Genomic DNA, 25084 nt, shown 5'->3' on the forward strand with positions numbered 1-25084 from the left:
AAAGACCGATGGGAAGACCGATGACTCCGCTTTCCTACGCACAGGCACGGCTGTGGTTCCTCCAGCAGGTCGAGGGCCCCGGCCCGACCTACAACGTTCCCCTGACGGTCCGGCTGCGCGGCACCCTCGACACCCGGGCGCTGCGTGCGGCGGTCCATGACGTCGTGGCCCGGCACGAGGTGCTGCGCACGGTTTTCCCCGAGGTCGACGGCGAGCCCCGCCAGCAGACCCTGGACGCCGCCGAGAGCACCGTGCCCTGGACGGTCACGTCCGTGACCGAGGACGCCCTGCCGGACGCCGTGCGCCGGGCCGCGGCCCGGGGGTTCGACCTCGGGCGCGAACTCCCCTTGCGCGTGCACCTGTTCCGCGTCGCCGAGGACGACCACCTGCTCCTGCTCGCCATGCACCACATCGCCACCGACGGCTGGTCGCTGCGCCCCCTGCTGCGTGACGTGGCCGCGGCCTACGAGAGCCGGCTCGCCGACCGCGCGCCGATCTGGGAGCCGCTGCCGGTGCAGTACTCCGACTACACGCTCTGGCAGGAGGACCTGCTCGGCGCCGCCGACGACCCCGGGAGCACCGTCCGCCGCCAGCTCGACTACTGGCGGACGGCCCTCGGCGGCCTCCCCGACGAGCTGCCCCTGGTCTTCGACCGCCCCCGGCCCGGCTCCGCCTCGTACCGCGGCGGAGTGCTGCGCGCCTCGCTCGACGCGGATCTGCACCGCCGGATCGTGGCCTTCGGACGGGAGAGCCGGGCGACCGTCTTCATGGTCGTCCAGGCCGCCCTGTCGGGTCTGCTCACGCGGCTCGGGGCGGGTACGGACGTGCCGTTGGGTACGCCGGTGGCGGGGCGTACGGACGAGGCGCTGGACGATCTGGTCGGGTTCTTCGTGAACACGCTGGTGCTGCGTTCGGACGTGTCGGGTGATCCGACCTTCCGGGAGCTGGTGGCGCGGGTGCGGTCGACGGACCTGGAGGCGTACGCGCATGCCGACGTGCCGTTCGAGCGGCTGGTGGAGGAGCTGAACCCGCCGCGCTCGCTGGCCCGGCACCCCCTCTTCCAGATCATGCTGCTGCTCCAGAGCCACGAGCCGCCCGCCCTCCAGCTCCCCGGCCTCACCTCGGCCGCCACCGAGGTCGTCGAGCTGGACGTGGCGAAGTTCGACCTGACCGTCGAGCTCGCCGAGACCTTCGGACCGGACGGCGAGCCGGCCGGCATCAGCGTGCTGCTCAAGTACGCCACGGACCTCTTCGACCGGCCCACGGTGGAGCGCCTCATGGAGCGCCTCACCCGCGTCCTCACCCAGGCCCTCGCCGCACCGGACCTGCCGGTCGGACGCTGGGACGTGCTGTCGGCGGGGGAGCGGAACACGCTGCTCGCCGAGTGGGCGGGCGGCGAGGAGCGGTTCCCCGCCGAGTCCTGCGTCCACGAGGTGTTCGCCCGGCAGGCGGCGGCCACGCCGGACGCGGTGGCGCTCGTCTTCGGCGAGGACCGGGTCCCGTACGGGGAGCTGGAGGCGCGCTCGAACCGGCTCGCGCGCCGTCTCGTCGCCTCGGGTGTCGCGCGCGGCGACGTGGTGGGCGTGTACCTGCCCCGCTCGGTGGAGCTGGCCGTGGCCGTCCTGGGCGTCCTCAAGGCCGGCGGCGCGTACACGGTCCTCGACCCCGAGTTCCCGGTGGAGCGCGTCTCCGCGGTGCTCGGGCAGACCGGCGGCCGACTCGTGATCACCGAGAGCGCCCTGTCGGGACGCCTCGCCGGACTCGACGAGCTGGTCCTCGACCGGGAGGCGGACGCCATCGCCGCCCTGGACGGCTCGGCGCCGGAGCCGGTCGCCGGCCCGGCGGACGCGGCCTGCGTGATGTTCACCTCGGGCTCCACGGGCACGCCGAAGGGCGTCGTCTCCCCGCACCGCGCGATCGTCGGCACCCTGGCCGGCCAGCGGTACGTGGACTTCGACCCCGGCCAGGTGTGGCTGCAGTGCGCGCCCGTCTCCTGGGACGCCTTCGCCCTGGAGCTGTTCGGCGCGCTGCTGTCCGGCGCGACCTGTGTCCTCCAGCCGGGCCAGCGGCCCGAACCGGCCGTCATCTCCCGGCTGGTGGCGGAGCACGGGGTGACGACGATGCACGTGTCGGCGAGCCTGCTCAACTTCCTCCTCGACGAGTACCCCGGTGTCTTCGCCGGTCTCCGTCAGGTGATGACGGGCGGCGAGGCGGCCTCGGTCGCCCATGTGACCCGTCTGGTACGGGAGTTCCCGCAGGTGCGGCTGGTCAACGGCTACTCGCCGGCCGAGTCGATGATCTTCACCGTCGCCCACCGCATCACCGAGGCCGACGCCGGCTCCACCTCCATCCCGGTCGGCCGGGCGCTCAACAACAAACGCCTGTACGTGCTCGACGAGCAGCTGAACCCGGTCGCGCCCGGCGTGATCGGCGAGCTGTACATGGCCGGTGTCGGCCTCGCCCACGGCTACGCGGGCCAGCCCGCGCTGACCGCGGGGCGGTTCGTGGCCTGCCCGTTCGGGCCTCCCGGTGAGCGCATGTACCGCACCGGCGACCTGGTGCGCTGGCGTGCCGACGGCATCCTGGAGTTCCACGGCCGTGCGGACGACCAGGTCAAGATCCGTGGCTTCCGCGTCGAGCCCGGCGAGATCCAGAATGTCCTCGCCACCCACCCGACGGTCGGCCAGGCGGCCGTCGTCGTCCGCGAGGACACCCCCGGCGACAAGCGCCTCGTCGGCTACGTCGTCCCCGCCGACCCGCGGACGCGGCCCGACGCGGCCGAGCTGCGCGCCCATGTGGCGGACCGGCTGCCGGAGTACATGGTGCCGGCCGCCCACGTCGTCCTCGACGCCTTCCCGCTCACCCCGACCGGCAAGCTCGACCGGCGCGCCCTGCCCGCCCCGGCGTACGCGTCCCGGGCCGGCGGCCGCGCCCCGCGCGACGAGCGCGAGGAGGCGCTGTGCGCGCTCTTCGCGGAGCTGCTCGGCCGCGACAGCGTCACGATCGACGACAACTTCTTCGATCTGGGCGGCCATTCGCTCCTCGCCGCCAAACTCATCACCCGCCTCCGCTCCACGCTCGGCGTCGAACTCGCCGTACCGGATCTCTTCGAGGCACCCACAGTTTCCGACTTCGCGGCGCGCACCGTCGATGCCCGCCAGGCGAGAAAGGGCTCCAGCGTCATGGACCGACCCGAGGACATCCCTCTCTCCTACGCCCAGCGCAGGCTGTGGTTCCTCAACAAGATGGAGGGACCGAACAGCACGTACAACGTCGCCTTCGCGATCCGCCTGCGCGGCCCGCTGGACGTCGAGGCGCTGCGCACCTCGATCGTCGACGTCGTGGCCCGGCACGAGGCCCTGCGCACGGTCTTCGTCGAGCTGGAGGGCGAGCCGCACCAGCGGGTGCTGCCCTCGGCCGACGCACGGGTGAGCGTCGAGGTGACCCGGGTCGAGGCCGACGGGCTCGTCGTCGCGCTCGACACGGCCTCCCGCTACACCTTCGACCTCGGCACCACCCTGCCGGTGCGCGCCGACATCTTCGTCGTCAGCCCCACCGAGCACGTGCTGCTGCTCGTCATGCACCACATCGCCAGCGACGGCTGGTCCATGGGCCCCGTCCTGCGCGACCTGACCTACGCCTACGCGGCCCGCAGCGCCGGTGACACCCCGGTCTGGGAGCCGCTGCCCGTGCAGTACGTCGACTACACGCTCTGGCAGCAGGAACTGCTCGGCGACCCCGCCGACCCGGACAGCCTGATAGCCCGCCAGCTCGACTACTGGCGCGAGGCCCTCGACGGGCTCCCCGAGGAGACCCCCCTGCCGGTCGACCGGCCCCGCCCCTCCGACCCCTCCCACAAGGGGGAGATCACGGAGGTGATGCTCGGCAAGGACCTGCACCGGCGCATCCTCGCCTTCGCCCGGGAGTCCCAGGCGACCGTCTTCATGGTGATCCAGGCGGCCGTGTCGGGTCTGCTCGCCCGCCTGGGCGCGGGTACGGACGTGCCGTTGGGTACGCCGGTGGCGGGGCGTACGGACGAGGCGCTGGACGATCTGGTCGGGTTCTTCGTGAACACGCTGGTGCTGCGTTCGGACGTGTCGGGTGATCCGACCTTCCGGGAGCTGGTGGCGCGGGTGCGGTCGACGGACCTGGAGGCGTACGCGCATGCCGACGTGCCGTTCGAGCGGCTGGTGGAGGAGCTGAACCCGCCGCGTTCGCTGGCCCGGCACCCCCTCTTCCAGATCATGCTCGTGGTGCAGAACAACGCCGAGGCCAAGCTCTCCCTGCCGGGCGTCGAGGTGCAGGTCGACCCGGTCCTCACCGGCTCCGCGAAGTTCGACCTCACCTTCGGCTTCACCGAGACCTTCGACGCGAACCGGGAGCCGGCCGGCATCCTCACCGTCGTCGAGTACGCCACCGACCTGTTCGACGGCGCGTCCATCGAGGCCCTGGTGGCCCGGCTCGAACGCCTCATGGAGGCCCAGCTGGACGACCCGGACCTGCCGGTGGGCCGCTGGGACGTGCTGTCGGGAGCGGAGCGCACCGCGCTCCTCGACGACTGGGCGGGCGACGACGCCGAGTTCCCGGCCGAGTCCTGCGTGCACGAGATGTTCTCCCGGCGGGCGGCGGCCACCCCGGACGCGACCGCCCTGGTCTTCGAGGACCAGCGGGTGACCTACGGCGAGCTGGAGGCGCGCTCCAACCGGATGGCCCGCCATCTGACCGCGTCCGGCGTGCGGCGCGGCGACGTGGCCGGCGTGTACCTGCCGCGGTCGGTGGACCTGGTCGTGGCCGTCCTCGGTCTGCTGAAGGCCGGCGGCACCTACACGATGCTGGACCCGGAGTTCCCGGTGGAGCGGGTGTCCGGCGTCCTCGCGCAGACCGGCGGCCGGCTCGTCATCACGGAGAGCGCCCTGTCCGGACGGCTCGACGGCTTCTCCGAGGTCGTCATCGACCGGGACGCGGCGGCGATCGGCACCCTGGACGCCTCGCCGCTGGAGCGGATCGCCACCCCCGCGGACGGCGCCTGCGTCATGTTCACCTCCGGCTCGACGGGCACGCCGAAGGGCGTCGTCTCCCCGCACCGCGCGATCGTCGGCACCCTCACCAACCAGCGGTCCCTCCCGTTCGGCGCGGACGACGTCTGGCTGCAGTGCGCGCCCGTCTCCTGGGACGCCTTCGCCCTGGAGCTGTTCGGCGCGCTGCTCACCGGCGCGACCTGCGTCCTCCAGCCCGGCCAGCGGCCCGAGCCGGCCCTGATCTCGCGGCTGATCCACGAGCACTCCGTCACGTCCCTGCACGTCTCCGCGAGCCTGCTCAACTTCCTCCTCGACGAGTACCCGGGCGTCTTCGCCGGACTGCGCCACGTCATGACCGGCGGCGAGGCCGCGTCCATCCCGCATGTGATGCGCCTGGTGCGGGAGTTCCCGCAGGTGCGGCTGGTCAACGGCTACTCGCCGGCCGAGTCGATGATCTTCACCGTCGCCCACCACATCACCGAGGCCGACGCCGGCTCCGCCTCCATCCCGGTCGGCCGGGCCCTCTCCAACAAGCGCCTCTACGTCCTCGACGAGCAGCTCAACCTCGCCGCCCCCGGCGTGATCGGCGAGCTGTACATGGGTGGGGTCGGCCTGGCCCACGGCTACGCGGGCCAGCCGGCGCTGACCGCGGGGCGGTTCGTGGCCTGCCCGTTCGGGCCTCCCGGTGAGCGCATGTACCGCACCGGCGACCTGGTGCGCTGGCGTGCCGACGGCATCCTGGAGTTCCACGGCCGTGCGGACGACCAGGTCAAGATCCGTGGCTTCCGCGTCGAGCCCGGCGAGATCCAGAATGTCCTCGCCACCCACCCGGCGGTCGGCCAGGCGGCCGTCGTCGTCCGCGAGGACACCCCCGGCGACAAGCGCCTGGTGGCCTACGTCGTCCCCGCCGACCCGGCCGTGGCCCCGGACCCCGGAGAGCTGCGCGCCCACCTCGCCGACCGGCTGCCGGAGTACATGGTCCCGGCCGGTTACGTGACCGTCGACGCCTTCCCGCTCACCCCGACCGGCAAGCTCGACCGGCGCGCCCTGCCCGCCCCGGTGTACGAGTCCCGGGAGGGCGGCCGGGCCCCGCGCAACGAGCGCGAGGAGAAGCTGTGCGGACTGTTCGCCGAGATCCTCGGCCGTGACGGCGTCACCATCGACGACAACTTCTTCGACCTGGGCGGCCACTCGCTCCTCGTCACCCGCCTGATCAGCCGGGTCCGTTCGGTCCTCAGCGCCGAACTCACCATCAAGGCCGTCTTCGAGTCGCCGACCGTCGCCGGCCTCGCCGACCAGCTGACCACCGCCCCGAAGGCCCGCCCCATGCTCCGGGCCCGCAGGAGGGAAGGCTCCTCGTGATACCCCTGTCCTTCGCCCAGCGCCGGCTGTGGTTCTTCGAGCAGGCGCACGGTTCGACCGCCGCGTACAACCTGCCGTTCGCGCTCCGGCTGCGCGGCACCCTCGACCAGGACGCCCTGCGCACCGCGCTCGCCGACGTCGTCGGCCGGCACGAGGCCCTGCGCACCCTGTGCCTCACCGTGGCCGACGAGCCGTACCAGCGCGTCCTCGACCCCGGGGAGCGCGAGGTTCCCTGGCACGTCTCGGACTGCGCCGAGGAGGACCTGGCCGAGGCACTCGCCCACGGCCCGGTCGGCTTCGACCTCACCCGCGAACTCCCGGTGCGCGCCCACCTGTTCGTGACCGCACCGGACGACCACACGCTGCTCCTCGTGATGCACCACATCGCCACCGACGGCTGGTCCCTCGGCCCCCTGGTGCGCGACCTGGCCGCCGCCTACGAGGCCCGCCTCGCCGGCCGCGCGCCCGACTGGGAGCCGCTGCCCGTCCAGTACTCCGACTACACGCTCTGGCAGCAGGACCTGCTCGGGGACCCCGACGACCCGGACAGCCTGCTCGCCCGGCAGCTCCGGCACTGGACCGACACCCTGGCCGGGCTGCCCGAGGAGTCGGCGCTGCCCTCCGACCGGCCGCGGCCGGCCCAGCCCTCGCACCGCGGCGGCGCCACCGCCCTGACGACCGGCCCCGGACTGCACCACCGGCTGCTCGCGCTCGCCCGCGAGGAGCAGGCCACCGTGTTCATGGTGGTGCACGCCGCGCTGGCCGCGCTGATGCACCGGCTCGGCGCGGGCCCGGACGTGGTGATCGGCACCGCGACCGCGGGCCGCACCGACGACGCGCTCGACGACCTCGTCGGCTTCTTCGTCAACACGCTCGCGCTACGGACGGACCTCTCCGGAGACCCCACGTTCCGTGCGCTGCTCCGCCAGGTGAGGGAGGCGGACCTGGACGCGTTCGCCCACGCCGACGTGCCCTTCGAACGCCTCGTGGAGGAACTGAACCCGCCGCGCTCCCTGACCCGCCACCCGCTGTTCCAGATCATGCTCCTCGTCCAGCAGGAGAAGTCCGGGGAGGCCCTGAGCCTGCCGGGCCTGGCGGTCGCGCCGATGGGCGCCGGCACCAGGACGGCGAAGTCCTTCGACCTGACCATCGCCATCGGGGACACCTACGACGCCGACGGCGCCCCGGCCGGCCTCAGCCTCAACGTGGACTTCGCGGCCGACCTCTTCGACATGGGCACGGTCGACACGATCATCGAGCGGCTCGTACGGCTCCTGGACGCGGCCCTCGCCGACCCCGACGTCCCGGTCGGCCGGCTCGGCCTGCTGGCCGAGGACGAACTCGCCGCCCTGCCCGAGCGGTGGACCGGGCCCGCGCTCGACGTGCCGCCCGGCACCCGCGTCCCCGACGCGATCGCGGCGCACGCCCGGCGCACCCCAAAGGCCACGGCCCTGACGTACGGCACCGAGCACCTCACGTACGCGGAGTTCGACGGGCGCGCCAACCAGCTCGCCCACCACCTGGTGGACGCCGGCGTGCGCCCGGGCGACCTGGTGGGAGTGTGCCTCGGCCGCGGCCTCGACATGATCGTCGCGCTGCTCGGCATCCACCGGGCGGGCGCCGCCTACGTCCCGCTGGACGCGAGCTATCCCGCCGAGCGGCTCGCCTTCCTCATCGAGGACTCGCGGGCCACCGCCATCGTCACCGGCGGCGGCGTGCGGGCCCTCGTCCCGGACACCGGAGCGGTCGTCGTCGACCTCGACGCCGAGGCCGCGGCCCTGGCCGCCCGGCCGGTCGCCGCACCCGCGGCCGAGCTCACGGACGGCGACGCCGCGTACGTCATCTACACCTCCGGCTCCACCGGCCGCCCCAAGGGCGTCGTCGTCGAGCACCGCAACCTCGCCGACCTGTGCGCCTGGCTGACGGAGGAGTACGCGATCGTCCCCGGCGACCAGGTCAGCCAGGTGGCCACCCAGGGCTTCGACGCCTCCGTGATCGAGATCTGGCCCGCCCTGTTCGCCGGTGCCGCCCTCCGCATAGCCGAACAGGAGGTCCTGGACGACGCCGACGCCCTGGTCGACTGGGTCGCCGACGCGGGCATCACCTTCTGCCTGCTGCCCACCCCGCGCGTCGACCTCGTCCTCGACGACCTCACCGACCGGGCCCCCGCCCTGCGCTTCGTCTACTGCGGCGGCGACGTGCTGCGCAACCGGCCCCGCCCCGACGCGAGCTTCGTCTTCACCAACATGTACGGCCCCACCGAGTGCACCGTCGCCGCCACGGCCGGCGCCGTGGCCCCGCAGGGCGCCCCCGGCGCCCAGGGACTGCCGGACATCGGAGGCCCGATCGCCAACACCCGCTGCTACGTGCTCGACGACTGGCTGCGGCCCGTCCCCGACGGCGTCCGGGGCGAGCTCTACCTCGCCGGCGCCGGCGTGGCCCGCGGCTACCTGCGCCGGCCGGACCTGACCGCGGGCCGCTTCGTCGCCGACCCCTACGGACCGCCCGGCGCCCGCATGTACCGCACCGGCGACGCCGTGCGCCGGCTGCCCGACGGGCGCCTCGTCTTCGCCGGCCGCACCGACGAGCAGGTCAAGCTGCGCGGCCTGCGCATCGAGACCGGCGAGATCGAGTCCGTCCTCGCCCGCCACCCCGACGTCGGGGCGGCCGTCGTCCGGGTGGGCCGGGGCACCGGCGGCGCGGAGGCCCTGATCGCCCACGCGATCCCGGCCGGGGAGACCCGCCCGGACCCGGCCGCGCTGCGCGCCTTCGCCGCCGGCTCGCTCCCCGAGTACATGGTCCCCGCCCACGTGGTCGTCCTGGACGCCTTCCCGCTCACCCCCAACGGCAAGATCGACCTGCGGCGGCTGCCGGCCCCCGAGACCGGCCCCCTCGGCCAGGACGCCCGGCCCCCCTTCCGCCCGCCGCGCACCGAGCGCGAGCACCTCCTGTGCGGGATCTTCGCCGACGTGCTGCGGGTCGAACGGGTCGGCATCGACGACGGCTTCTTCGACCTGGGCGGCCACTCGCTCCTCGCCACCCGCCTGATCAGCCGGATCCGGGCCGCGTTCGGGGTGCGCTTCGGCCTCAGGACCCTCTTCGAGACCCCGACCGTGGCCGGCCTCGCCGGCCGCCTCGACAGCCCGGACACCGCCGAGGCGCAGGGCGTGCTGCTGCCGCTGCGCTCCACCGGCAGCCTGCCGCCGCTGTTCTGCGTCCACCCCTCCGCCGGTGTCGGCTCCGTCTACTCCGGACTGCTCACCGCGCTCGGCCCCGACCAGCCCGTCCACGGCCTCCAGGCCCGGGCGCTGACCGCACCGGACACCGCGCCCGACTCCGTGCGCGCCATGGCCGCCGACTACCTCGCCGAGATCCGCGCCGTACAGCCCGAAGGGCCGTACCACCTGCTCGGCTGGTCCTTCGGCGCGGGCGTCGCCCACGAGATGGCGGTCCAGCTCCAGGCCCGGGGCGAGGAGGTGGCCCTGCTCGCCATGCTGGACGGCTACCCGCCGGACCCCACCTGGGACCGCGCCTGGCGGGCCGACGCCCCCGAGACCCTGGCCGCGCTGCTGCTCAACCTCGGCCACGACACGGCACCGTGGGGCGCCGGCGGACCCTCGTACGCCGAGTACGAGGAGGCCGTACGGGACGTCCACGGGCCGCTCGGCGGACTGCCCGCGGACATCGCCGCGGCCCTCCCGGGTGCCTTCGCGGCCAACCTCAGCCTGCTGCCCGGCTTCACCCCCGGCGTCTTCGACGGCGACGTCCTCTACTTCCACGCCACCGCCGACAAGCACGAACTCTCGCCACGGCCGGAGTCCTGGCTGCCCCATCTCACCGGCCGGCTCGACCTGCACACCGTCGACTGCGACCACGGCGGCATGGTCCGCCCCGGCCCGCTGTCGGTCATCGCGCCCCGGCTGCGCGCCCGGCTCGCCGGGCGAACCCCGGTCGCCGCGGCGCTCCCGGCCGCCTGACCGCCGTACCCCGCCCTCTCTCCCACAAGGAGGCACGCCCATGACCACCGCCGCATCCCGGCCCACCGGCGCCCGCGGACAGCACGACACCAGCCACGGCGTCCGGCAGGTGATCCGCTTCTACGAGCGGGTCGACAGCGGCGACGCGCTCGCCATGTCCCAACTCTTCGCGCCCGGCGCCGTCTACACCCGCCCCGGCTACGAACCCTTCATCGGCCCGGCCGGACTCCTGCGCTTCTACACGGAGCTGCGCACCATCCGCGAGGGCGGCCACGTCCTCGACCGGATCGTCGAACAGGGCGACGACGTCGCCGTGTTCGGCGAGTTCCACGGCGTCCTGCACAGCGGCGCCCCGGTGGACCTGCGCTTCGCGGACTACTTCGGCCTCGGCTCCGACGGCCGCTTCGTGCGCCGCGACACCTACTTCTTCGCCCCGCTCGTCTGACCGGCCGCCACCCGGACCGGCCCGCACCCCACCGAACCTCCACCCGAACTCACCGAGGAGCCACCACCATGACCTCCGTCGTCGAACCGCCGCTCAGCCAGGTCGTCCGGAACCCCGGGCACGGCGAGTCCTTCACCGCCCACATGATCAGCATGGAGTGGTCCGAGGAGGGCGGCTGGACCAGCCCCGAGCTCATGCCGCTGTCCGACCTCGTCATCCACCCCGGGATGATCGGCCTGCACTACGGCCAGGTCACCTTCGAGGGGCTCAAGGCCCACCGCCGCACGGACGGCCGGATGGGCGTCTTCCGCCCGCGGGACCACGCCCGCCGCTTCCAGCGCTCGGCCCGCCGGCTCGCCATGCCCGAACTGCCCGAGGACACCTTCGTCGAGGCCGTCGAGCGTCTCATCGCCGTCGACGAGGTCCACCTCTCCGACGACCCCACGCACAGCATCTACCTGCGTCCCTTCATGTTCGCCACGGACACCACGCTCATGCTGCGCCCGTCCCGCACCTACCGCTTCCTGCTCATGGCCTTCGTGGCCGGCGGCTTCTTCGGCGAGAACGTCGAGTCGGTGTCCGTCTTCATCAGCCACGACTACGTCCGCGCCTTCCCCGGCGGCACCGGCGACGTGAAGATCGCCGGCAACTACGCCCCGTCCTTCCTCGCCCAGCGGCAGGCCGAGGCAGCCGGCTGCCAGCAGGCCGTCTGGCTGGACGCCATCGAGCGCCGCTACGTCGAGGAGATGGGCGGCATGAACATGTTCCTCGTGCGCGGCAGCGGGGCCGACGCGCACATCGTCACCCCGGAACTCACCGGCACGCTCCTCCCCGGCGTCACCCGCAACACCCTGCTCACCCTCGCCGAGCGCCTCGGCCACACCGCCTCCACGGAGCGCATCACCGTCGACCAGTGGCGCGAGGAGAGCCTCGACGGCACCATCACGGAGGTCTTCGCGTGCGGAACCGCCGCCGTGGTGACCCCGGTCGGCCACGTGCGCGACCCGAAGGGCGGCGACTGGACCATCGGCGACGGCCGGCCCGGCCCGGTCACCCTGCGCATCCGCCAGGCCCTGGTCGACCTGCACCACGGCGAACTGGCCGACCCGGACGGCTGGCTGCACCTCGTGTGACGGGCGGGCGGTCCGTCCCGGCGGGGACGGACCGCCCCCGCCGGGAGGGCCACGCCGTGCAGCGGTCCGACGCCAACTGCCCCGGAAATGCCGCCGCTTCCTGCCGGTCGGCACCGTCCGCCCGCCCCTACGGTCGCCGCATGACGCGACGACGACGCCTGCAGGGAACCGCACTCGACGTCCACCCGCTCTGCCTCGGCGGCAGTGTCTTCGGCTGGACCGCCGACACGAGCACCTCCCACCGGGTCCTGGACGCCTACGCCGACGCCGGCGGCAACTTCCTGGACACGGCCGACTCGTACAGCCAATGGGCCCCCGGCAACGACGGCGGCGAGTCGGAGCGGGTCATCGGCGCGTGGCTCGCCTCGCGCGGGAACCGCGACCGCATGGTCGTCGCCACCAAGGTGGGCCGTTCGCCACGGAACCCCGGCCTCGGGGCGGCGAACATCCGGCGCGCCGCCGAGGAGTCCCTGCGCCGGCTGCGCACCGACCACATCGACCTCTACTACGCCCACATCGACGACCCGTCCGTCCCGTTCGCGGAGACCCTCGGCGCCCTCGACGACCTGCGCCGCGAGGGCCTGGTCCGGCACATCGCCGTCTCCAACATCAGCGCCCCCCGCCTGGCGGAGGCCCTCACGGTCGCCGACCACGCGGGACTGCCCTGCTACAGCGCCCTGCAGACCCCGTACAACCTGGTGCGCCGCGCCGAGTTCGAGCGGGACCTGCGGCCCGTGTGCCTGGCCGCCGGACTTCCGGTCATCCCGTACTTCGCCCTGGAACAGGGCTTCCTCACCGGCAAGTACCGCCGCGGCCGCACGGTACGCAGCGCCCGGGCCGAGGCCGCCTCGGCACCGGGGCGCACGGCGGCGGGCCGGGCGGTCCTCTTCGCGCTCGACGAACTGGCGGCGGCCCGCGGGACGACCCCCGCGGCCCTCGCGCTGGCCTGGCTCGCGGGCCGGCCCACCGTCGCCGCGGCCCTCGCCAGCGCCCGCACCCCCGACCAGCTGGAGGAGCTCCTGGCCGGCACGGACCTGGCCCTGGAGGACGCCGAAGTCGCCTTCCTGGACACCGCCTCCCGCATCCCCGAGCCGCTGTACGTAGGGGCCTTCCGACCCTAGGAACCGAGGAGCACCCGTGACCGCGATCCCCGTACCCCCGGCCGTGGTGATCGGCCGTGACCTGCTGGCCCCCTTCCTGGCGGCCGCCCGGCAGGAGTACCGCGACTGCACCCCCGAGGCCCCACCGGGCTGTTTCGCCGTCCTCGTCGGCACCCTCGACGAGGACGCGGCGGAGGTCCTGCGCATCGAGCACGCCGAGAACGTCCGGGCCGTCGACCGCACGGCCGAGGCGGAGTTCGCCGCGTCGGTCGTCCCGTGCTTCGGCGCGGCCTACGCGAACCGCCGCCGCGGCTTCTGGTGCTCCTCCCGCGACCTGCTGCGCATCCACCGCGCCGCCGACCGCGACGGCCTGGAGGTCCTCGGCTCGATCCACCTGCACCCGGACTGGCACCACATCGGCCCACCCGCCGAACGCGGCCTCCGCATCAGCCAGCGCCCGACCCCCATGGACCGCTACATGTTCGCGCACACCGGCTACCCGGTGAACATGATCTGCTACCTGGAGACCCCGGACCCCACGCCCGCACCCACCCCGCCCCCCACGGACTTCCTCGCGGCCTGGGCCCCACCACCCCACCCGGACGCCCCGGAATGCCCGGAGCTCACCCTCAAATACCGCGACTGAACCGGGTCAGGGCTGCTTCCTTGGGCTGCTATGCGTCTCACCTGCGCTGAATCGTCGGACGGCGGCCTTGACGGGTCCTGCTCTGCTGCTTCGCCGCCCATGGCATCGAGCAAACGTTGCCGCGCCGCGTTCAACCGGTCGGCGTAGTCCGGCGTGACTGGCTGTTCATCCACGCGAGCTCCTACAGCTCTGTCCAAGTGTGTGGCTCTAGGTAGGCGTGCCATCCACGGAAGAACCAATCGGCGAGGTCTGACAGCCGTTCTATACACGCAACGTAGTAGTCGCTGGGCTCTGGCCGTGGGAAGTTCGGGTGGCTGGTCCAGGCAGGTACTTCGATGGCCACGTGGTAATAGCCTTCCGCCAGCCAGCGAGGAAACTCCTCCGCGGCTTCCATGCCCTGACAGACGGTGCGCATGGCCCGCTCAAGGCGAGAGAAGGCGCCTCGGTCCCAAACAAGGTCGGTTCGCAGCTGGAGAAGGAAGCTTCCCGGCTCGCTACGGAACTCGTGTTCCAGGGTCTTCAACGCTTCGTCCACGACAGGCATGGTCCCAGGTCATCCGTCGGCCAAGCTGCGCAGGTCGGCGAAGCGGCCACGTGTGGACCGCTCGGCTTGTCCTGGGCCGATGGCAGGCGGGGGGGAGTTCCCCACCGTCATCCCCCACCGGCCGGCACCCGCGTACGGTGCCCCCGCCGTCCCGGAGCCGGAGCGGCCCCGCCGGAGGCATGTCGGTGACCCGGGGCATCGGTGGCCGTTGGGACTCGACTCATGCCCGTGGGCCTGCATGTCCGGCCCGTGATCCAGACCGGTGTGGTCATGGACGGGATCCTCGGCGCCGACCGCGGCGGCCGCGCCGACCGCGGCGGCTGTGGACACGCGGGGAGCGGGCGTCACGCAGATGGACACGCAGACAGAAACAGGTGAGGCCGGTACTGAGATCAGTACCGGCCTCACCTGCTACTTCGGCTGTCGGGGTGGCGGGATTTGAACCCACGACCTCTTCGTCCCGAACGAAGCGCGCTGCCAAGCTGCGCTACACCCCGATGTCGCTGCTCTGTTCTTCACGTCGCGGCGACATCGATTACTTTAGCCCACCCGCGCCCAGAGACGAAATCCGGTTTTCGCGGGGCGCCACCGCAGGTCGGAAGCGGTCCGCGGTGACCAGGGCGAGACCGAGGGCGTAGAAGGCCAGGCCGAGGACGAGGGCGTTGGTGAGGACGCCGGGGTAGCCGTGGGCGGTGACGTCGAGGAAGGGGTACGTGTAGCGGGTCGGCGTGTCGGGGGAGACCAGGGCGCCGCGGACGAGGGCGAAGACCAGGTAGGTGCCGGGGGCGGCGAGCCACTGGGCGGCGTGGCGCCACCGGAAGGTGCCGGGCCGGGTGAGCAGGAGCCAGTCGAGGACCACGCCGATCGGCGTGACGGTGTGGAGGAGCTGGTTGGCGACGGCCCGGGCGCCGGTGAGGCGGGCGATCGCGGCGGCCTCGTTGAACTCGCTCGCCTCGTTGTCCAGGACCAGGTGGAAGACCAGCCCGACCACCGTGATGCACAGCAGCACCCCGCCGGTCCACAGCGCGGGCAGCGGCGGGCGCCGGGTCCCGGCGCGGACGGCGCCCAGGCCGAGGACGACGGCGACGGCGGTGTTCGACCAGATCGTGAAGAAGCTGAAGACCACCAGGGGGCTGCCCTCGACGCACTCGATCATGATGCCCGTCACCGCGGCCAGGGCGATCAGGCCGCGGAAGAGGGCGGTCACGGCGGGCGCGGTGGTCCCGGTGGGTGCGGTGGTCCCGGTCGGTGCGGGGCGATACGGCATGGGCTCACCGTATGCGCCGCCCCCGCTCAGTCGCGGGCGGTCAGCGTCAGGAGTGTCGCCTCGGGCGGGCAGGCGAAGCGGACCGGGGTGTAGCGGTTGGTGCCGCAGCCCGCGGAGACGTGCAGGTACGAGGTGCGGCCGGCCACCGTGTGGGTGGAGAGGCCCTTCACCCGGTCGGTGTCCAGGTCGCAGTTGGTGACCAGGGCGCCGTAGAAGGGGACGCAGAGCTGCCCGCCGTGGGTGTGCCCGGCCAGGAGCAGCTCGTAGCCGTCCGCCGTGAAGGCGTCCAGCGCCCGCAGGTACGGCGCGTGCACCACGCCCACCGTGAAGTCGGCGTCCGGGTCGGGGCCGCCCGCGACCCGCTCGTACCGGTCCCGCTTGATGTGCGGGTCGTCGATCCCGGTGAAGCCGAGCTCCAGGTCGGGCAGCTTCAGCCGGCCGCGGGTGTTCGTGAGGTTCAGCCAGCCCGCCGCGTCGAAGGCGTCCCGCAGCCCCTCCCACGGGTTGTGGACGGCGCCGACCACCGGCGGGTTGCCGTTCAGACCGTGCCGGCCCTGCATCTTCTCCTTCAGATAGAGGGCGGGGTTGCGCAGTCGCGGCCCGTAGTAGTCGTTGGAGCCGAAGACGTACACGCCCGGGAACTCCATCAGCGGCCCGAGCGCGTCGAGCACCTCGGGCACGGCCTGCGTGTCGGAGAGGTTGTCGCCGGTGTTGACGACGAAGTCGGGACGCAGCCCCGCGAGGGACTGGAGCCAGGCGCGCTTCTTGCGCTGGCCGCACACCATGTGGATGTCGGAGACCTGGAGGACCCGCAGGTCACGCATGCCCCGTGGGAGCACCGGGACGGTCACCCGGCGCAGTCGGAACGAGCGGGCCTCGAAGCCCGCCGCGTAGACGAGACCGGCCGCGGCCGTCGCCGTGAGACCTGCCGTGATCTTCAGGGGGATCCCGTACCGTGCGCGCATCCCCCTATCGTCGCAGACCCGACGGGCGGAAATGCGCGGGCGGTACGCCCCTGTCACCTGACACACTTGAGCCCATGACCACGCTCAAGGCCAAGCTTCAGGACGACCTCAACGCCGCGATCAAGGGCCGCGACGAGCTGCGCTCCTCGACTCTGCGGATGACCCTCGCCGCGATCACCAAGGAGGAGGTCGCGGGCAAGACCAAGCGCGATCTCTCCGACGACGAGGTGCAGAAGGTGATCGCCAAGGAGGCGAAGAAGCGCCGCGAGGCCGCGGACGCCTTCGCCCAGGGCGGTCGCGCCGAGCAGGCCGAGCGGGAGCTCGCCGAGGGCGGGGTCCTCGACGCGTACCTGCCCCAGCAGCTCTCCGACGAGGAGCTGGAGGGCATCGTGGCCGCCGCCGTCGAGGAGGCGAAGGCCGCCGGCGCCGAGGGGCCGCGCGCGATGGGCGCCGTCATGAAGATCGTGAACCCGAAGGTGGCCGGGCAGGCGGAGGGCGGCCGCGTCGCCGCCGCCGTGAAGAAGCTGCTCGCGGGCTGACCCTCGTACGCCGAAGGCGCCCCACCCGGTTCTCCGGGTGGGGCGCCTTCTCATGTGCGTCGTTCCAGGGCCGCGGCGCGGACGGGATCAGCGCCCGTTGCCGCCGCCATGACCACCGCCGCGGCCGGTGGTCCCGCCGATCAGGTCCGGCGGGATCACGATGCCGCCCGGCAGCGTCGCGCCCGGGCCCGGCTTGTTGTCCTCGGGGCGCTTGTTCTTCTCCTTGTCCTTGTCCGCGGGCTGCGCGCCACGCGGCACGGCGATCGGGACGAAGGAGGGGGTCTCGCCGGCGTTGAGCGCACCGGTCATCGCGATCCGCCAGATCGGGCCGGGGAGGCAGCCACCGCAGACCTTGTCGTAGTACTGGCCGCCGATGGTGATGTCGTACATCGACTTCTTCTCGCCGACGTCGTCACCGACCCACACCGCCGTGGACAGGTTCGGCGTGTAGCCGACGAACCAGGCGTCCTTGCGGTCGTTGGTCGTACCCGTCTTGCCCGCGTTGTCGCGGTCGCTCAGACCGGCCTTGGTACCCGTACCGTCCTCGACGACGCCCTTGAGCATCTGGTTGACGGTGTCGGCGGTCCGCTCGCTCATCGCCCGCGAGCACTCGGTCTGCGGGACCTTCAGCTTCTCGCCGTTGGCCGTCGTGATCGACTCGATGGCGATGGGCGTGCAGTACATGCCGCGGTTCGCGAAGGTCGCGTACACCGAGGCCATGTCGAGCGGGGTCGCCTCCTGGCCGCCGAGGGTGATGGAGGGGAGCTCCCTCAGCTTCTTGCCGAGCTCCCGCTCGTAGCCCATCTTCTGCGCCATCGTCACCGTCTCGCACAGACCGGCCATCTGCTCCAGCTGCGCGAAGTAGGTGTTGATGGACTTGCCGAGGGCGCTGGTCATGTCCCAGCTGCCAGCCTCGGACTGCATCTCGTTCTGCAGGTCCCAGCTGCCGGAGCCGGCGGGGCCGCCCGCGCAGGTGTTGTACGAGCTCATCGGCACCGAGATCTTCCACGGCGTCGAGAACGACTGTGCCGGGCTGAGGCCCTTCTCCAGGGCGGCCGCGGCCGTGATCGGCTTGAACGTCGAGCCGACCTGGAAGCCGTAGGTCGTGCCGCCCATCTTCTTGCCGACGGCGAGGTTGAGCGTCGTCTGGTGCAGCTTCTGGTCGAGGCCGTACGGGCGGGACTGGCCCATCGACAGGATCTTGCCGCTGCCGGGCTGGACCTGGACCACCGAGGCGGCGACTGGGTCGTCCTTGTCGACCTTGGCGACGGCGGCCTCGTTGGCGGCTTCCTGGGCGCGCGGGTCGAGCGTGGTCCGGATGGTCAGACCGCCCAGGTTCCACAGCTTCTGGCGCTCCTCGGCCGTCTTGCCGAAGACGGGGTCGTTGAGGATCGTCTTGCGGACGTAGTCGCAGAAGAAGCCGGCGCCGTCCACGGCGGTGATGCAGCCGTTCTTCGGCGCCTTCACCTTGAGCTTGACCGGGGTGGCCTTCGCCTGGTCGGCCTCCGCCTGGCTGATGTCCTTGACGTCGGCCATGCGCTGGAGCACGACGTTGCGGCGCTTGGTCGCCTCCTGGAGGTCGTTGACCGGGTCGTAGCGGCTCGGCGACTGCACGAGCCCGGCCATCATCGCGGCCTCGGGCAGGCTGAGGTCGGCGGCGTGCTTGGAGAAGTAGCGCTGCGAGGCGGCCTCGATGCCGTACGCCTGCTGCCCGAAGAACGTGATGTTGAGGTAGTTCTCCAGGATCTTCTTCTTGCCCAGCTCCTCCTCGACCTGGATGGCGAACTTCAGCTCGCGCACCTTGCGGCCCATGGTCTGCTGGGTGGCCTGGGCGACCTTCTCGGGGTCGTCGCCGGCCTCCTCGACGAAGACGTTCTTCACGTACTGCTGGGTGAGGGTCGACGCGCCCTGCGCGACCCCGCCCGACTGCGCGTTGCGGTTGATGGCGCGCAGCACGCCCTTGAGGTCGATCGCGCCGTGCTCGTAGAAGCGCGAGTCCTCGATCGCAACGATCGCCTTCTGCATGTACGGCGAGATCTTCTCGATCGGCACGACCTTCCGGTCGCGCGAGTACACCGTGGCGATGTGGCCGCCCTCGGCGTCGAGGATCGTGGTGCGCTGACTCAGCGGCGGTGTCTTCAGGTTGGACGGGATTTCGTCGAACCCCTCGACCGTGCCCTTCGCGGCCAGCCCCAGCGCTCCGGCCGCGGGCAGGGCGATGCCCGCCAGCACGGCTCCGGAGAGCACACTGACACCGAGGAACTTGGCGGCCTGCTGGGTCCCGGTCAGACCTCCGCCCGAGCGCTTCTTTGGCATGGGGGCAGCCTACGTTCTCATTCGCCGGACACACGTATATGCCTTGGCCTAAGCTGCTCCCAACTGTCACAGCAGTGGGGTCTCGCATCAAGACCCGTGCGTGACGTCGGCGTGAATTTCCGCGTACCCGAAGCGCGGTGACTTCATGCCTGAATCCGGCTCATGTCCGTTATGGGCATGATGTCCTGGGGTCACTCCCCTGGGTGATCTCACGCACACGCATAGTCCGTTCGGGCCATTCAAGATTGGGCCCGAAGGGGGTGTTGCGCTGTCCCCACCTTCCGTAACGTCCCAACTGGCAGCGGTGAATATGCCGCTACCGCCGTGGGGGAGCCTCGATTCGGGAGAGGACGGCGCCGGTATGGGCTGGGTAGCTGACTGGAGTGCGCAGGCGGCCTGCCGCACTACCGATCCGGATGAACTTTTCGTGCAGGGTGCGGCGCAGAACAGGGCGAAGGCGGTGTGCACCGGGTGTCCGGTGCGGACCGAGTGCCTCGCCGACGCCCTCGACAACCGCGTGGAATTCGGCGTGTGGGGCGGCATGACGGAGCGCGAGCGACGCGCCCTGCTGCGCCGCCGACCGACCGTCACCTCGTGGCGCCGGCTCCTGGAGACCGCGCGCACCGAGTACGAGCGGGGAGCGGGCCTGCTGCCCGTGGCGATGGACGACGACGCGACGTACGAGACGTACGCGGCGGTGGGCTAGGGCCGAGGGCCTGTCCCACGGCGCCGGACCCGTCGCTGGCCCTGTCGCCGTACCCGTCGGCGGACCGGTCGGCGTGCCCGTCAGGGCATACGACCGATCGTCAGACGGTCACCGATGGCCCGCAGCCCGTCGAGGTCGTGCACATCGCCGGGCAGGGCGGCCACTTCGGCGACCGCCACCTCGGGGTGGAGCGCGGTGAAGCGATCGCGCGTGCGCTGTTCGCGTGCGAGCACCTGCATCCGCTCGGCATGGAGACGGAGCAGTCCTGCGGTCAGTTGCTGAACATCCGTGTCCGCGTCGGCTGTGGGGGCAGCCTCGGACTCGGAACGTGCGGCGGCGGTGGCGAGGTCTGCGGTGGGGTCCGCAGTGGGGTCTGACTGCTCGGAAGAGGTGGCCCGGGAGCCACGCCCGGGAGCATTCCCGCCCCCCTGATCCACAATGCGCCCCTCGTCAAGATTTTCCGCGGCGGCCCGCGCCCGCTCGGCCGACAGCCGGGCGGCGCCGCTGCCGTGGACGCGATTGAGGACGAGACCGGCCAGCGGCATCTCCTCCGCGGCCAGCCGCTCCACGAAGTACGCCGCCTCGCGCAGCGCGTCCCGCTCCGGCGTGGCGACCACGAGGAAGGCCGTGCCCGGGGCCTGGAGCAGCTTGTACGTGGCGTCCGCGCGGGTCCGGAAGCCGCCGAACATCGTGTCCATCGCCGCCACGAAGGTCTGCACGTCCTTCAGGAACTGCCCCCCGAGCAGCTTGCCCAGGGTCCCCGTCATCATCGACATGCCGACGTTCAGGAACTTCATCCCGGCCCGGCCGCCCACCTTGGCCGGCGCCATCAGCAGCTTGATGAACTTCCCGTCCAGGAAGGAGCCGAGCCGCTTCGGCGCGTCCAGGAAGTCCAGGGCCGAACGGGACGGGGGCGTGTCGACCACGATCAGGTCCCACTCGTCCCTGGCCCGCAGCTGGCCCAGCTTCTCCATCGCCATGTACTCCTGCGTGCCGGCGAAGCCGGCCGACAGGGACTGGTAGAAGGGGTTCTCCAGGATGGCCCGGGCCCGGTCGGCGTCCGCGTGCGCCTCGACGATCTCGTCGAAGGTCCGCTTCATGTCGAGCATCATCGCGTGCAGCTCACCGCCGTCGCTGCCCTTGATGCCGTCCACCTTCCGCGGCACGTTGTCCAGCGAGTCGATGCCCATCGACTGGGCGAGCCGGCGCGCCGGGTCGATGGTGAGCACCACCACCCGCCGCCCGCGCTCCGCCGCGCGCACCCCCAGGGCCGCCGCGGTCGTCGTCTTGCCGACCCCGCCCGCGCCGCAGCACACGATGATGCGGGTGGCCGGGTCGTCGATCAGCGGATCGAGCTCCAGGACGGGCGCGGTGTCCAGGCCGCCGGCCGCCGTCTTCTCCGTCACGCGCCCACCCCTTGCCTCCGCAGCTCCTTCGCCAGCCGGTAGAGCCCGGCGATGTCCGCCCCGTCCCCGAGGAAGGGCAGCTCGAACGTCGGCACCCCGATGCCGTTCAGCGCCTCCCGCTGGGCCCGCTCCAGCTCCACCCGCTGGGCGTGCTCCGCCGCCTGTTCGAGCAGCGGCTCGACCAGCTTCGTGCCGCCCTTGATGCCGGCCGCCGCCAGCGTCCCGGCGACGGCGTCCCGGTGGGCACCGGACGCGGCCCGCACCGCCGCCTCGTCCAGGACGTGCGGCCGGACCATGTTCACGATGGCGCGGCCCACGGGGAGTTCGGCCGCGCGCAGCTCGGCGATGCCGTCGGCGGTCTCCTGGACCGGCATCTCCTCCAGGAGCGTCACGAAATGCACCGCCGTGTCCGGGGACTTCAGGAAGCGCATGATCGCCTGGGCCTGGTTGTGTATCGGGCCGATCCTCGCCAGGCCGGCCACCTCGTCGTTGACGTTGAGGAAGCGGGTGATGCGGCCGGTCGGCGGCGCGTCCATCACCACGTAGTCGTAGGTGAAGCCGCCCTGCTTCTCGCGGCGGCGCACCGCCTCGCACGCCTTGCCGGTCAGCAGCACGTCGCGGACGCCCGGGGCTATCGTCGTCGCGAAGTCGATGGCGCCGAGCTTCTTCAGGGCCCGGCCCGCGCTGCCCAGCTTGTAGAACATCTGGAGGTAGTCGAGGAGGGCGCGCTCGGCGTCGATCGCCAGGGCGAACACCTCGCCGCCGCCCGGCGCGACGGCGATCTTCCGCTCCTCGTACGGCAGCGCCTCCGTCTCGAAGAGCTGCGCGATGCCTTGTCTGCCCTCCACCTCGACCAGGAGGGTGCGCTTGCCCTCGGTCGCGAGGGCGAGCGCGAGTGCGGCGGCGACCGTCGTCTTACCGGTACCGCCCTTGCCGCTGACGACCTGGAGCCTGCTCACGTCTTCGAGCCTAACCACTGGCGGCCCGGACCAATCAGAGGGCCGCCCCGGACGCGCCCCTGATTGAGCCCCTACGGGAACAGGGCGCTCCGCCACAGCGGCTACAGTCGGCTCATGACCAAGTGGGAGTACGCGACTGTGCCGCTGCTGGTGCACGCGACGAAGCAGATTCTTGACACCTGGGGCGAGGACGGCTGGGAGCTCGTCCAGGTCGTGCCCGGGCCGAACAACCCCGAGCAGCTCGTGGCCTACCTGAAGCGGGAGAAGTCCTCGTGAGCGGGGCCGGAGCCGTCGAGGCGAAGATCGCCGAGCTGGGCCTGACCCTGCCCGAGGTCGTCCCGCCGATCGCCGCGTACCAGCCGGCCGTGCAGTCCGGCGTGTACGTCTACACCTCGGGCCAGCTCCCGATGGTGGACGGCAAGCTTCCGGTGACCGGCAAGGTCGGCGCCGAGGTGACGGCCGAGGAGGCCAAGGACCTGGCCGCCCGCTGCGCGCTCAACGCGCTCGCGGCCGTGAAGTCCGTCGCCGGTGACCTGGACCGGATCAAGCGGGTCGTGAAGGTGGTCGGCTTCGTCGCCTCCGCCCCCGACTTCACCGGGCAGCCCGGTGTCATCAACGGCGCCAGCGAGCTGCTCGGCGCCGTCCTCGGCGACAAGGGCGTGCACGCCCGCAGCGCCGTCGGCGTCACGGTCCTCCCGCTGGACGCCCCGGTCGAGCTCGAGGTCCAGGTGGAGCTCGTCCAGGACTGAGCCCCGTCCCGCGGAGGTCAGCCCTGAGCCCCGCCCCGGGGCAGGGCCGAGCCCCGTCCCGCAGGCCGCCCGCTCAAGCAGGCCGCCCGCGTCGTCCGTAGAGCCGGTTTCCTCCCGTCCGGAGGGAATCGGCTCTCGTGCATTTCGATGCTTGCGCATAGCATCCGGCCATGTCGAATGGTCAGTCGAACGGTCAGTGGTACCCCCCGGAATGGCCCGATCGCATCCGTGCCCTCGCCGCCGGTGAGCTCGTTCCCGCGACACCCCGGCGGGCCGCCACCGTGCTGCTCCTGAAGGACGGCCCGGACGGCCCCCTCGTCCACATGCTGCGCCGCCGTGCCTCCATGGCCTTCGCGGGCGGCGCGTACGCCTACCCCGGCGGCGGGGTCGATCCGCGCGACGAGCACCCCGTGCGCTGGGCGGGCCCCTCCCGCGAGGAGTGGGCGGCCCGCCTCGGGCTCACGGACCCCGCCGAGGCCCAGGCCGTGGTCTGCGCGGCGGTGCGCGAGACGTACGAGGAGGCGGGCGTCCTGCTCGCCGGCGAGACCGAGGACACCGTCGTCGGCGACACGACCGGCGAGGACTGGGAGAAGGACCGCGAGGCCCTGGTCGCCCGCGAGCTGTCCTTCGCCGACTTCCTCGACCGGCGCGGGCTCGTGCTGCGCTCGGACCTGCTCGGCGAGTGGGCCCGCTGGATCACGCCCGAGTTCGAGCAGCGGCGCTACGACACCTGGTTCTTCGTGGCGGCCCTGCCGGTCGGCCAGCGCACGCGGAACGCCTCCACCGAGGCCGACCGCACGGTGTGGATCCGCCCGGCGGACGCCGCGGCCGGCTACGACCGGGGCGAGTTCACCATGATGCCGCCGACGATCTCCACCCTGCGCGCCATCCAGGGGTACGCAAGCGCCGAGGCGGCCCTGGCCGCGTCGGCGGACCAGGACATGACCCCGGTCCTCGCGCAGGCCCGGCTCGACGGCGACCGGCTGGTGCTGAGCTGGCCGGGGCACGACGAGTTCACCAAGCACATCCCCACGGAACCGTCCGCGGGGGCCGCCGGAGGTGCGTCATGAGCGAGGCCGCCGCCCTCCCGGGGCAGCCGCGCGGGGCCGTGGTCTCCGGGCCCGGCACCACGCGCGCGTACAACATGCTCGCGCCCAACCCCTCCGCGATGACCCTGGACGGCACCAACACCTGGATCGTCGCCGAGCCGGACTCGGACCTCGCCGTCGTCATCGACCCCGGGCCGCTCGACGAGGGCCATCTGCGGCGGGTCGTCGAGACCGCCGAGAGGCTCGGCAAGCGCGTCGGCCTGACCCTGCTCACCCACGGGCACCCGGACCACGCCGAGGGCGCGGCGCGGTTCGCCGAACTGACCCGGACCACGGTGCGGGCGCTCGACCCCGCGCTGCGGCTCGGTGACGAGGGCCTGGCCGCGGGAGACGTGATCACCACCGGCGGGCTCGAACTGCGGGTCGTCCCCACGCCCGGGCACACCTCGGACTCGCTCTCCTTCCACCTCCCGGCCGACCGGGCGGTGCTGACCGGGGACACGATCCTCGGGCGCGGCACGACGATCGTGGCGCACCCCGACGGGCGCCTCGGCGACTACCTGGACTCGCTGCGGCGGCTGCGCTCGCTCACCCTGGACGACGGGGTGCACACGGTCCTGCCGGGGCACGGGCCGGTCCTGGAGGACGCCCAGGGCGCCGTGGAGTTCTACCTGGCGCACCGCGCGAGCCGGCTGGCACAGGTGGAGACGGCCGTCGAGAACGGCTACCGGACGGCTCCGGAGGTGGTGGCCCATGTGTACGCGGACGTGGACCGCTCGCTGTGGCCGGCCGCCGAGCTCTCCGTACGGGCACAGCTGGAGTACCTGAGGGAGCGCGGCCTGATCTGACCAGGGCGACCCCGCAACCGGGAGCGGCCGCGAAGTGTCTTACGCTCCGCTTACA

At 72.5% G+C, this 25084-nt stretch carries 18 protein-coding genes and 1 tRNA gene; 12 read left to right on the plus strand and 7 right to left on the minus strand.

Annotation, left to right across the window (positions count from 1 at the left end):
* The first annotated feature begins 20 nt into the window (after window positions 1-20).
* The 6 genes from ACIGXE_RS11930 to ACIGXE_RS11955 all read left to right on the plus strand — a co-directional run bounded on the left by ACIGXE_RS11930 (window position 21) and on the right by ACIGXE_RS11955 (window position 13681).
* Window positions 21-6380 carry an amino acid adenylation domain-containing protein gene (locus tag ACIGXE_RS11930; RefSeq protein WP_399746065.1) on the plus strand — a complete coding sequence of 2120 codons (6360 nt, stop codon included), beginning with the start codon at window positions 21-23 and terminating at the stop codon, window positions 6378-6380.
* Entirely contained in the window at window positions 6377-10357 is a 3981-nt protein-coding gene (locus ACIGXE_RS11935; protein WP_399746067.1) for an amino acid adenylation domain-containing protein, read from the plus strand. The genes ACIGXE_RS11930 and ACIGXE_RS11935 overlap by 4 nt, the downstream gene beginning before the upstream one ends.
* 40 nt (window positions 10358-10397) lie before the next feature.
* Complete coding sequence (locus ACIGXE_RS11940) at window positions 10398-10802, plus strand: nuclear transport factor 2 family protein (protein ID WP_399746069.1); 405 nt, start codon at window positions 10398-10400, stop codon at window positions 10800-10802.
* Window positions 10803-10870: 68 nt separating this feature from the next.
* Complete coding sequence (locus ACIGXE_RS11945) at window positions 10871-11935, plus strand: branched-chain amino acid aminotransferase (RefSeq protein ID WP_399746071.1); 1065 nt, start codon at window positions 10871-10873, stop codon at window positions 11933-11935.
* 140 nt (window positions 11936-12075) lie between these two features.
* Window positions 12076-13056, plus strand: coding sequence for an aldo/keto reductase (locus tag ACIGXE_RS11950; RefSeq protein ID WP_399746073.1), 981 nt, complete (start codon window positions 12076-12078; stop codon window positions 13054-13056).
* A 16-nt stretch (window positions 13057-13072) separates the two neighbouring features.
* The gene (locus tag ACIGXE_RS11955; RefSeq protein ID WP_399746075.1) at window positions 13073-13681 is read left to right on the plus strand and encodes a hypothetical protein; all 609 of its coding nucleotides are present in this window, start codon (window positions 13073-13075) and stop codon (window positions 13679-13681) included.
* Window positions 13682-13862: 181 nt separating this feature from the next.
* Here ACIGXE_RS11955 and ACIGXE_RS11960 read toward each other — a convergent pair whose 3' ends face one another.
* The 4 genes from ACIGXE_RS11960 to ACIGXE_RS11975 form a co-directional block, all read right to left on the minus strand.
* Window positions 13863-14216, minus strand: a complete 354-nt coding sequence (locus tag ACIGXE_RS11960) for a hypothetical protein (protein WP_399746077.1) — start codon at window positions 14214-14216, stop codon at window positions 13863-13865.
* Between the two features lie 432 nt (window positions 14217-14648).
* Window positions 14649-14722: transfer RNA gene (locus tag ACIGXE_RS11965), tRNA-Pro, on the minus strand.
* A gap of 38 nt (window positions 14723-14760) precedes the next feature.
* Complete coding sequence (locus ACIGXE_RS11970; protein ID WP_399746079.1) at window positions 14761-15492, minus strand: Pr6Pr family membrane protein; 732 nt, start codon at window positions 15490-15492, stop codon at window positions 14761-14763.
* A gap of 26 nt (window positions 15493-15518) precedes the next feature.
* Complete coding sequence (locus ACIGXE_RS11975; protein ID WP_399746080.1) at window positions 15519-16457, minus strand: metallophosphoesterase; 939 nt, start codon at window positions 16455-16457, stop codon at window positions 15519-15521.
* A 74-nt stretch (window positions 16458-16531) separates the two neighbouring features.
* Between ACIGXE_RS11975 and ACIGXE_RS11980 the strand changes: the two genes are divergently transcribed.
* On the plus strand, window positions 16532-16996 hold the full coding sequence (locus tag ACIGXE_RS11980) for a GatB/YqeY domain-containing protein (RefSeq protein ID WP_399746082.1): 465 nt from the start codon (window positions 16532-16534) through the stop codon (window positions 16994-16996).
* Window positions 16997-17083: 87 nt separating this feature from the next.
* Here ACIGXE_RS11980 and ACIGXE_RS11985 read toward each other — a convergent pair whose 3' ends face one another.
* A complete protein-coding gene (locus ACIGXE_RS11985; protein WP_399746084.1) occupies window positions 17084-19312 on the minus strand; it encodes a transglycosylase domain-containing protein in 2229 nt (742 codons plus the stop codon).
* Window positions 19313-19673: 361 nt separating this feature from the next.
* On the opposite strand from ACIGXE_RS11985, the gene ACIGXE_RS11990 reads away from it, so the two are divergent.
* Window positions 19674-20018: a WhiB family transcriptional regulator gene (locus tag ACIGXE_RS11990; RefSeq protein WP_046910200.1), complete on the plus strand. Its 345-nt coding sequence runs from the start codon at window positions 19674-19676 to the stop codon at window positions 20016-20018.
* Window positions 20019-20098: 80 nt separating this feature from the next.
* On the opposite strand, the gene ACIGXE_RS11995 is transcribed toward ACIGXE_RS11990, so the two are convergent.
* Both ACIGXE_RS11995 and ACIGXE_RS12000 read right to left on the minus strand, forming a co-directional pair.
* On the minus strand, window positions 20099-21424 hold the full coding sequence (locus tag ACIGXE_RS11995; protein WP_399746086.1) for an ArsA family ATPase: 1326 nt from the start codon (window positions 21422-21424) through the stop codon (window positions 20099-20101).
* Entirely contained in the window at window positions 21421-22383 is a 963-nt protein-coding gene (locus ACIGXE_RS12000; RefSeq protein WP_399746088.1) for an ArsA family ATPase, read from the minus strand. Before ACIGXE_RS12000 ends, ACIGXE_RS11995 begins: the two co-directional genes overlap by 4 nt.
* A 114-nt stretch (window positions 22384-22497) precedes the next feature.
* Here ACIGXE_RS12000 and ACIGXE_RS12005 point away from each other — a divergent pair, with 114 nt between their 5' ends.
* The 4 genes from ACIGXE_RS12005 (at window position 22498) to ACIGXE_RS12020 (ending at window position 25029) form a co-directional block, all read left to right on the plus strand.
* Window positions 22498-22659, plus strand: coding sequence for a DUF4177 domain-containing protein (locus ACIGXE_RS12005; protein ID WP_005314434.1), 162 nt, complete (start codon window positions 22498-22500; stop codon window positions 22657-22659).
* Window positions 22656-23132: a RidA family protein gene (locus ACIGXE_RS12010; protein ID WP_399746090.1), complete on the plus strand. Its 477-nt coding sequence runs from the start codon at window positions 22656-22658 to the stop codon at window positions 23130-23132. Before ACIGXE_RS12005 ends, ACIGXE_RS12010 begins: the two co-directional genes overlap by 4 nt.
* A 170-nt stretch (window positions 23133-23302) precedes the next feature.
* Window positions 23303-24202 (plus strand): NUDIX hydrolase, encoded by a 900-nt coding sequence (locus tag ACIGXE_RS12015; protein ID WP_399746092.1) that lies wholly within the window; start codon window positions 23303-23305, stop codon window positions 24200-24202.
* The gene (locus ACIGXE_RS12020) at window positions 24199-25029 is read left to right on the plus strand and encodes an MBL fold metallo-hydrolase (RefSeq protein ID WP_399746094.1); all 831 of its coding nucleotides are present in this window, start codon (window positions 24199-24201) and stop codon (window positions 25027-25029) included. Before ACIGXE_RS12015 ends, ACIGXE_RS12020 begins: the two co-directional genes overlap by 4 nt.
* Window positions 25030-25084 lie beyond the last annotated feature (55 nt).

The sequence above is a fragment of the Streptomyces sp. NPDC053431 genome, from assembly GCF_044544925.1.
In the GTDB taxonomy this organism is placed as follows: domain Bacteria; phylum Actinomycetota; class Actinomycetes; order Streptomycetales; family Streptomycetaceae; genus Streptomyces.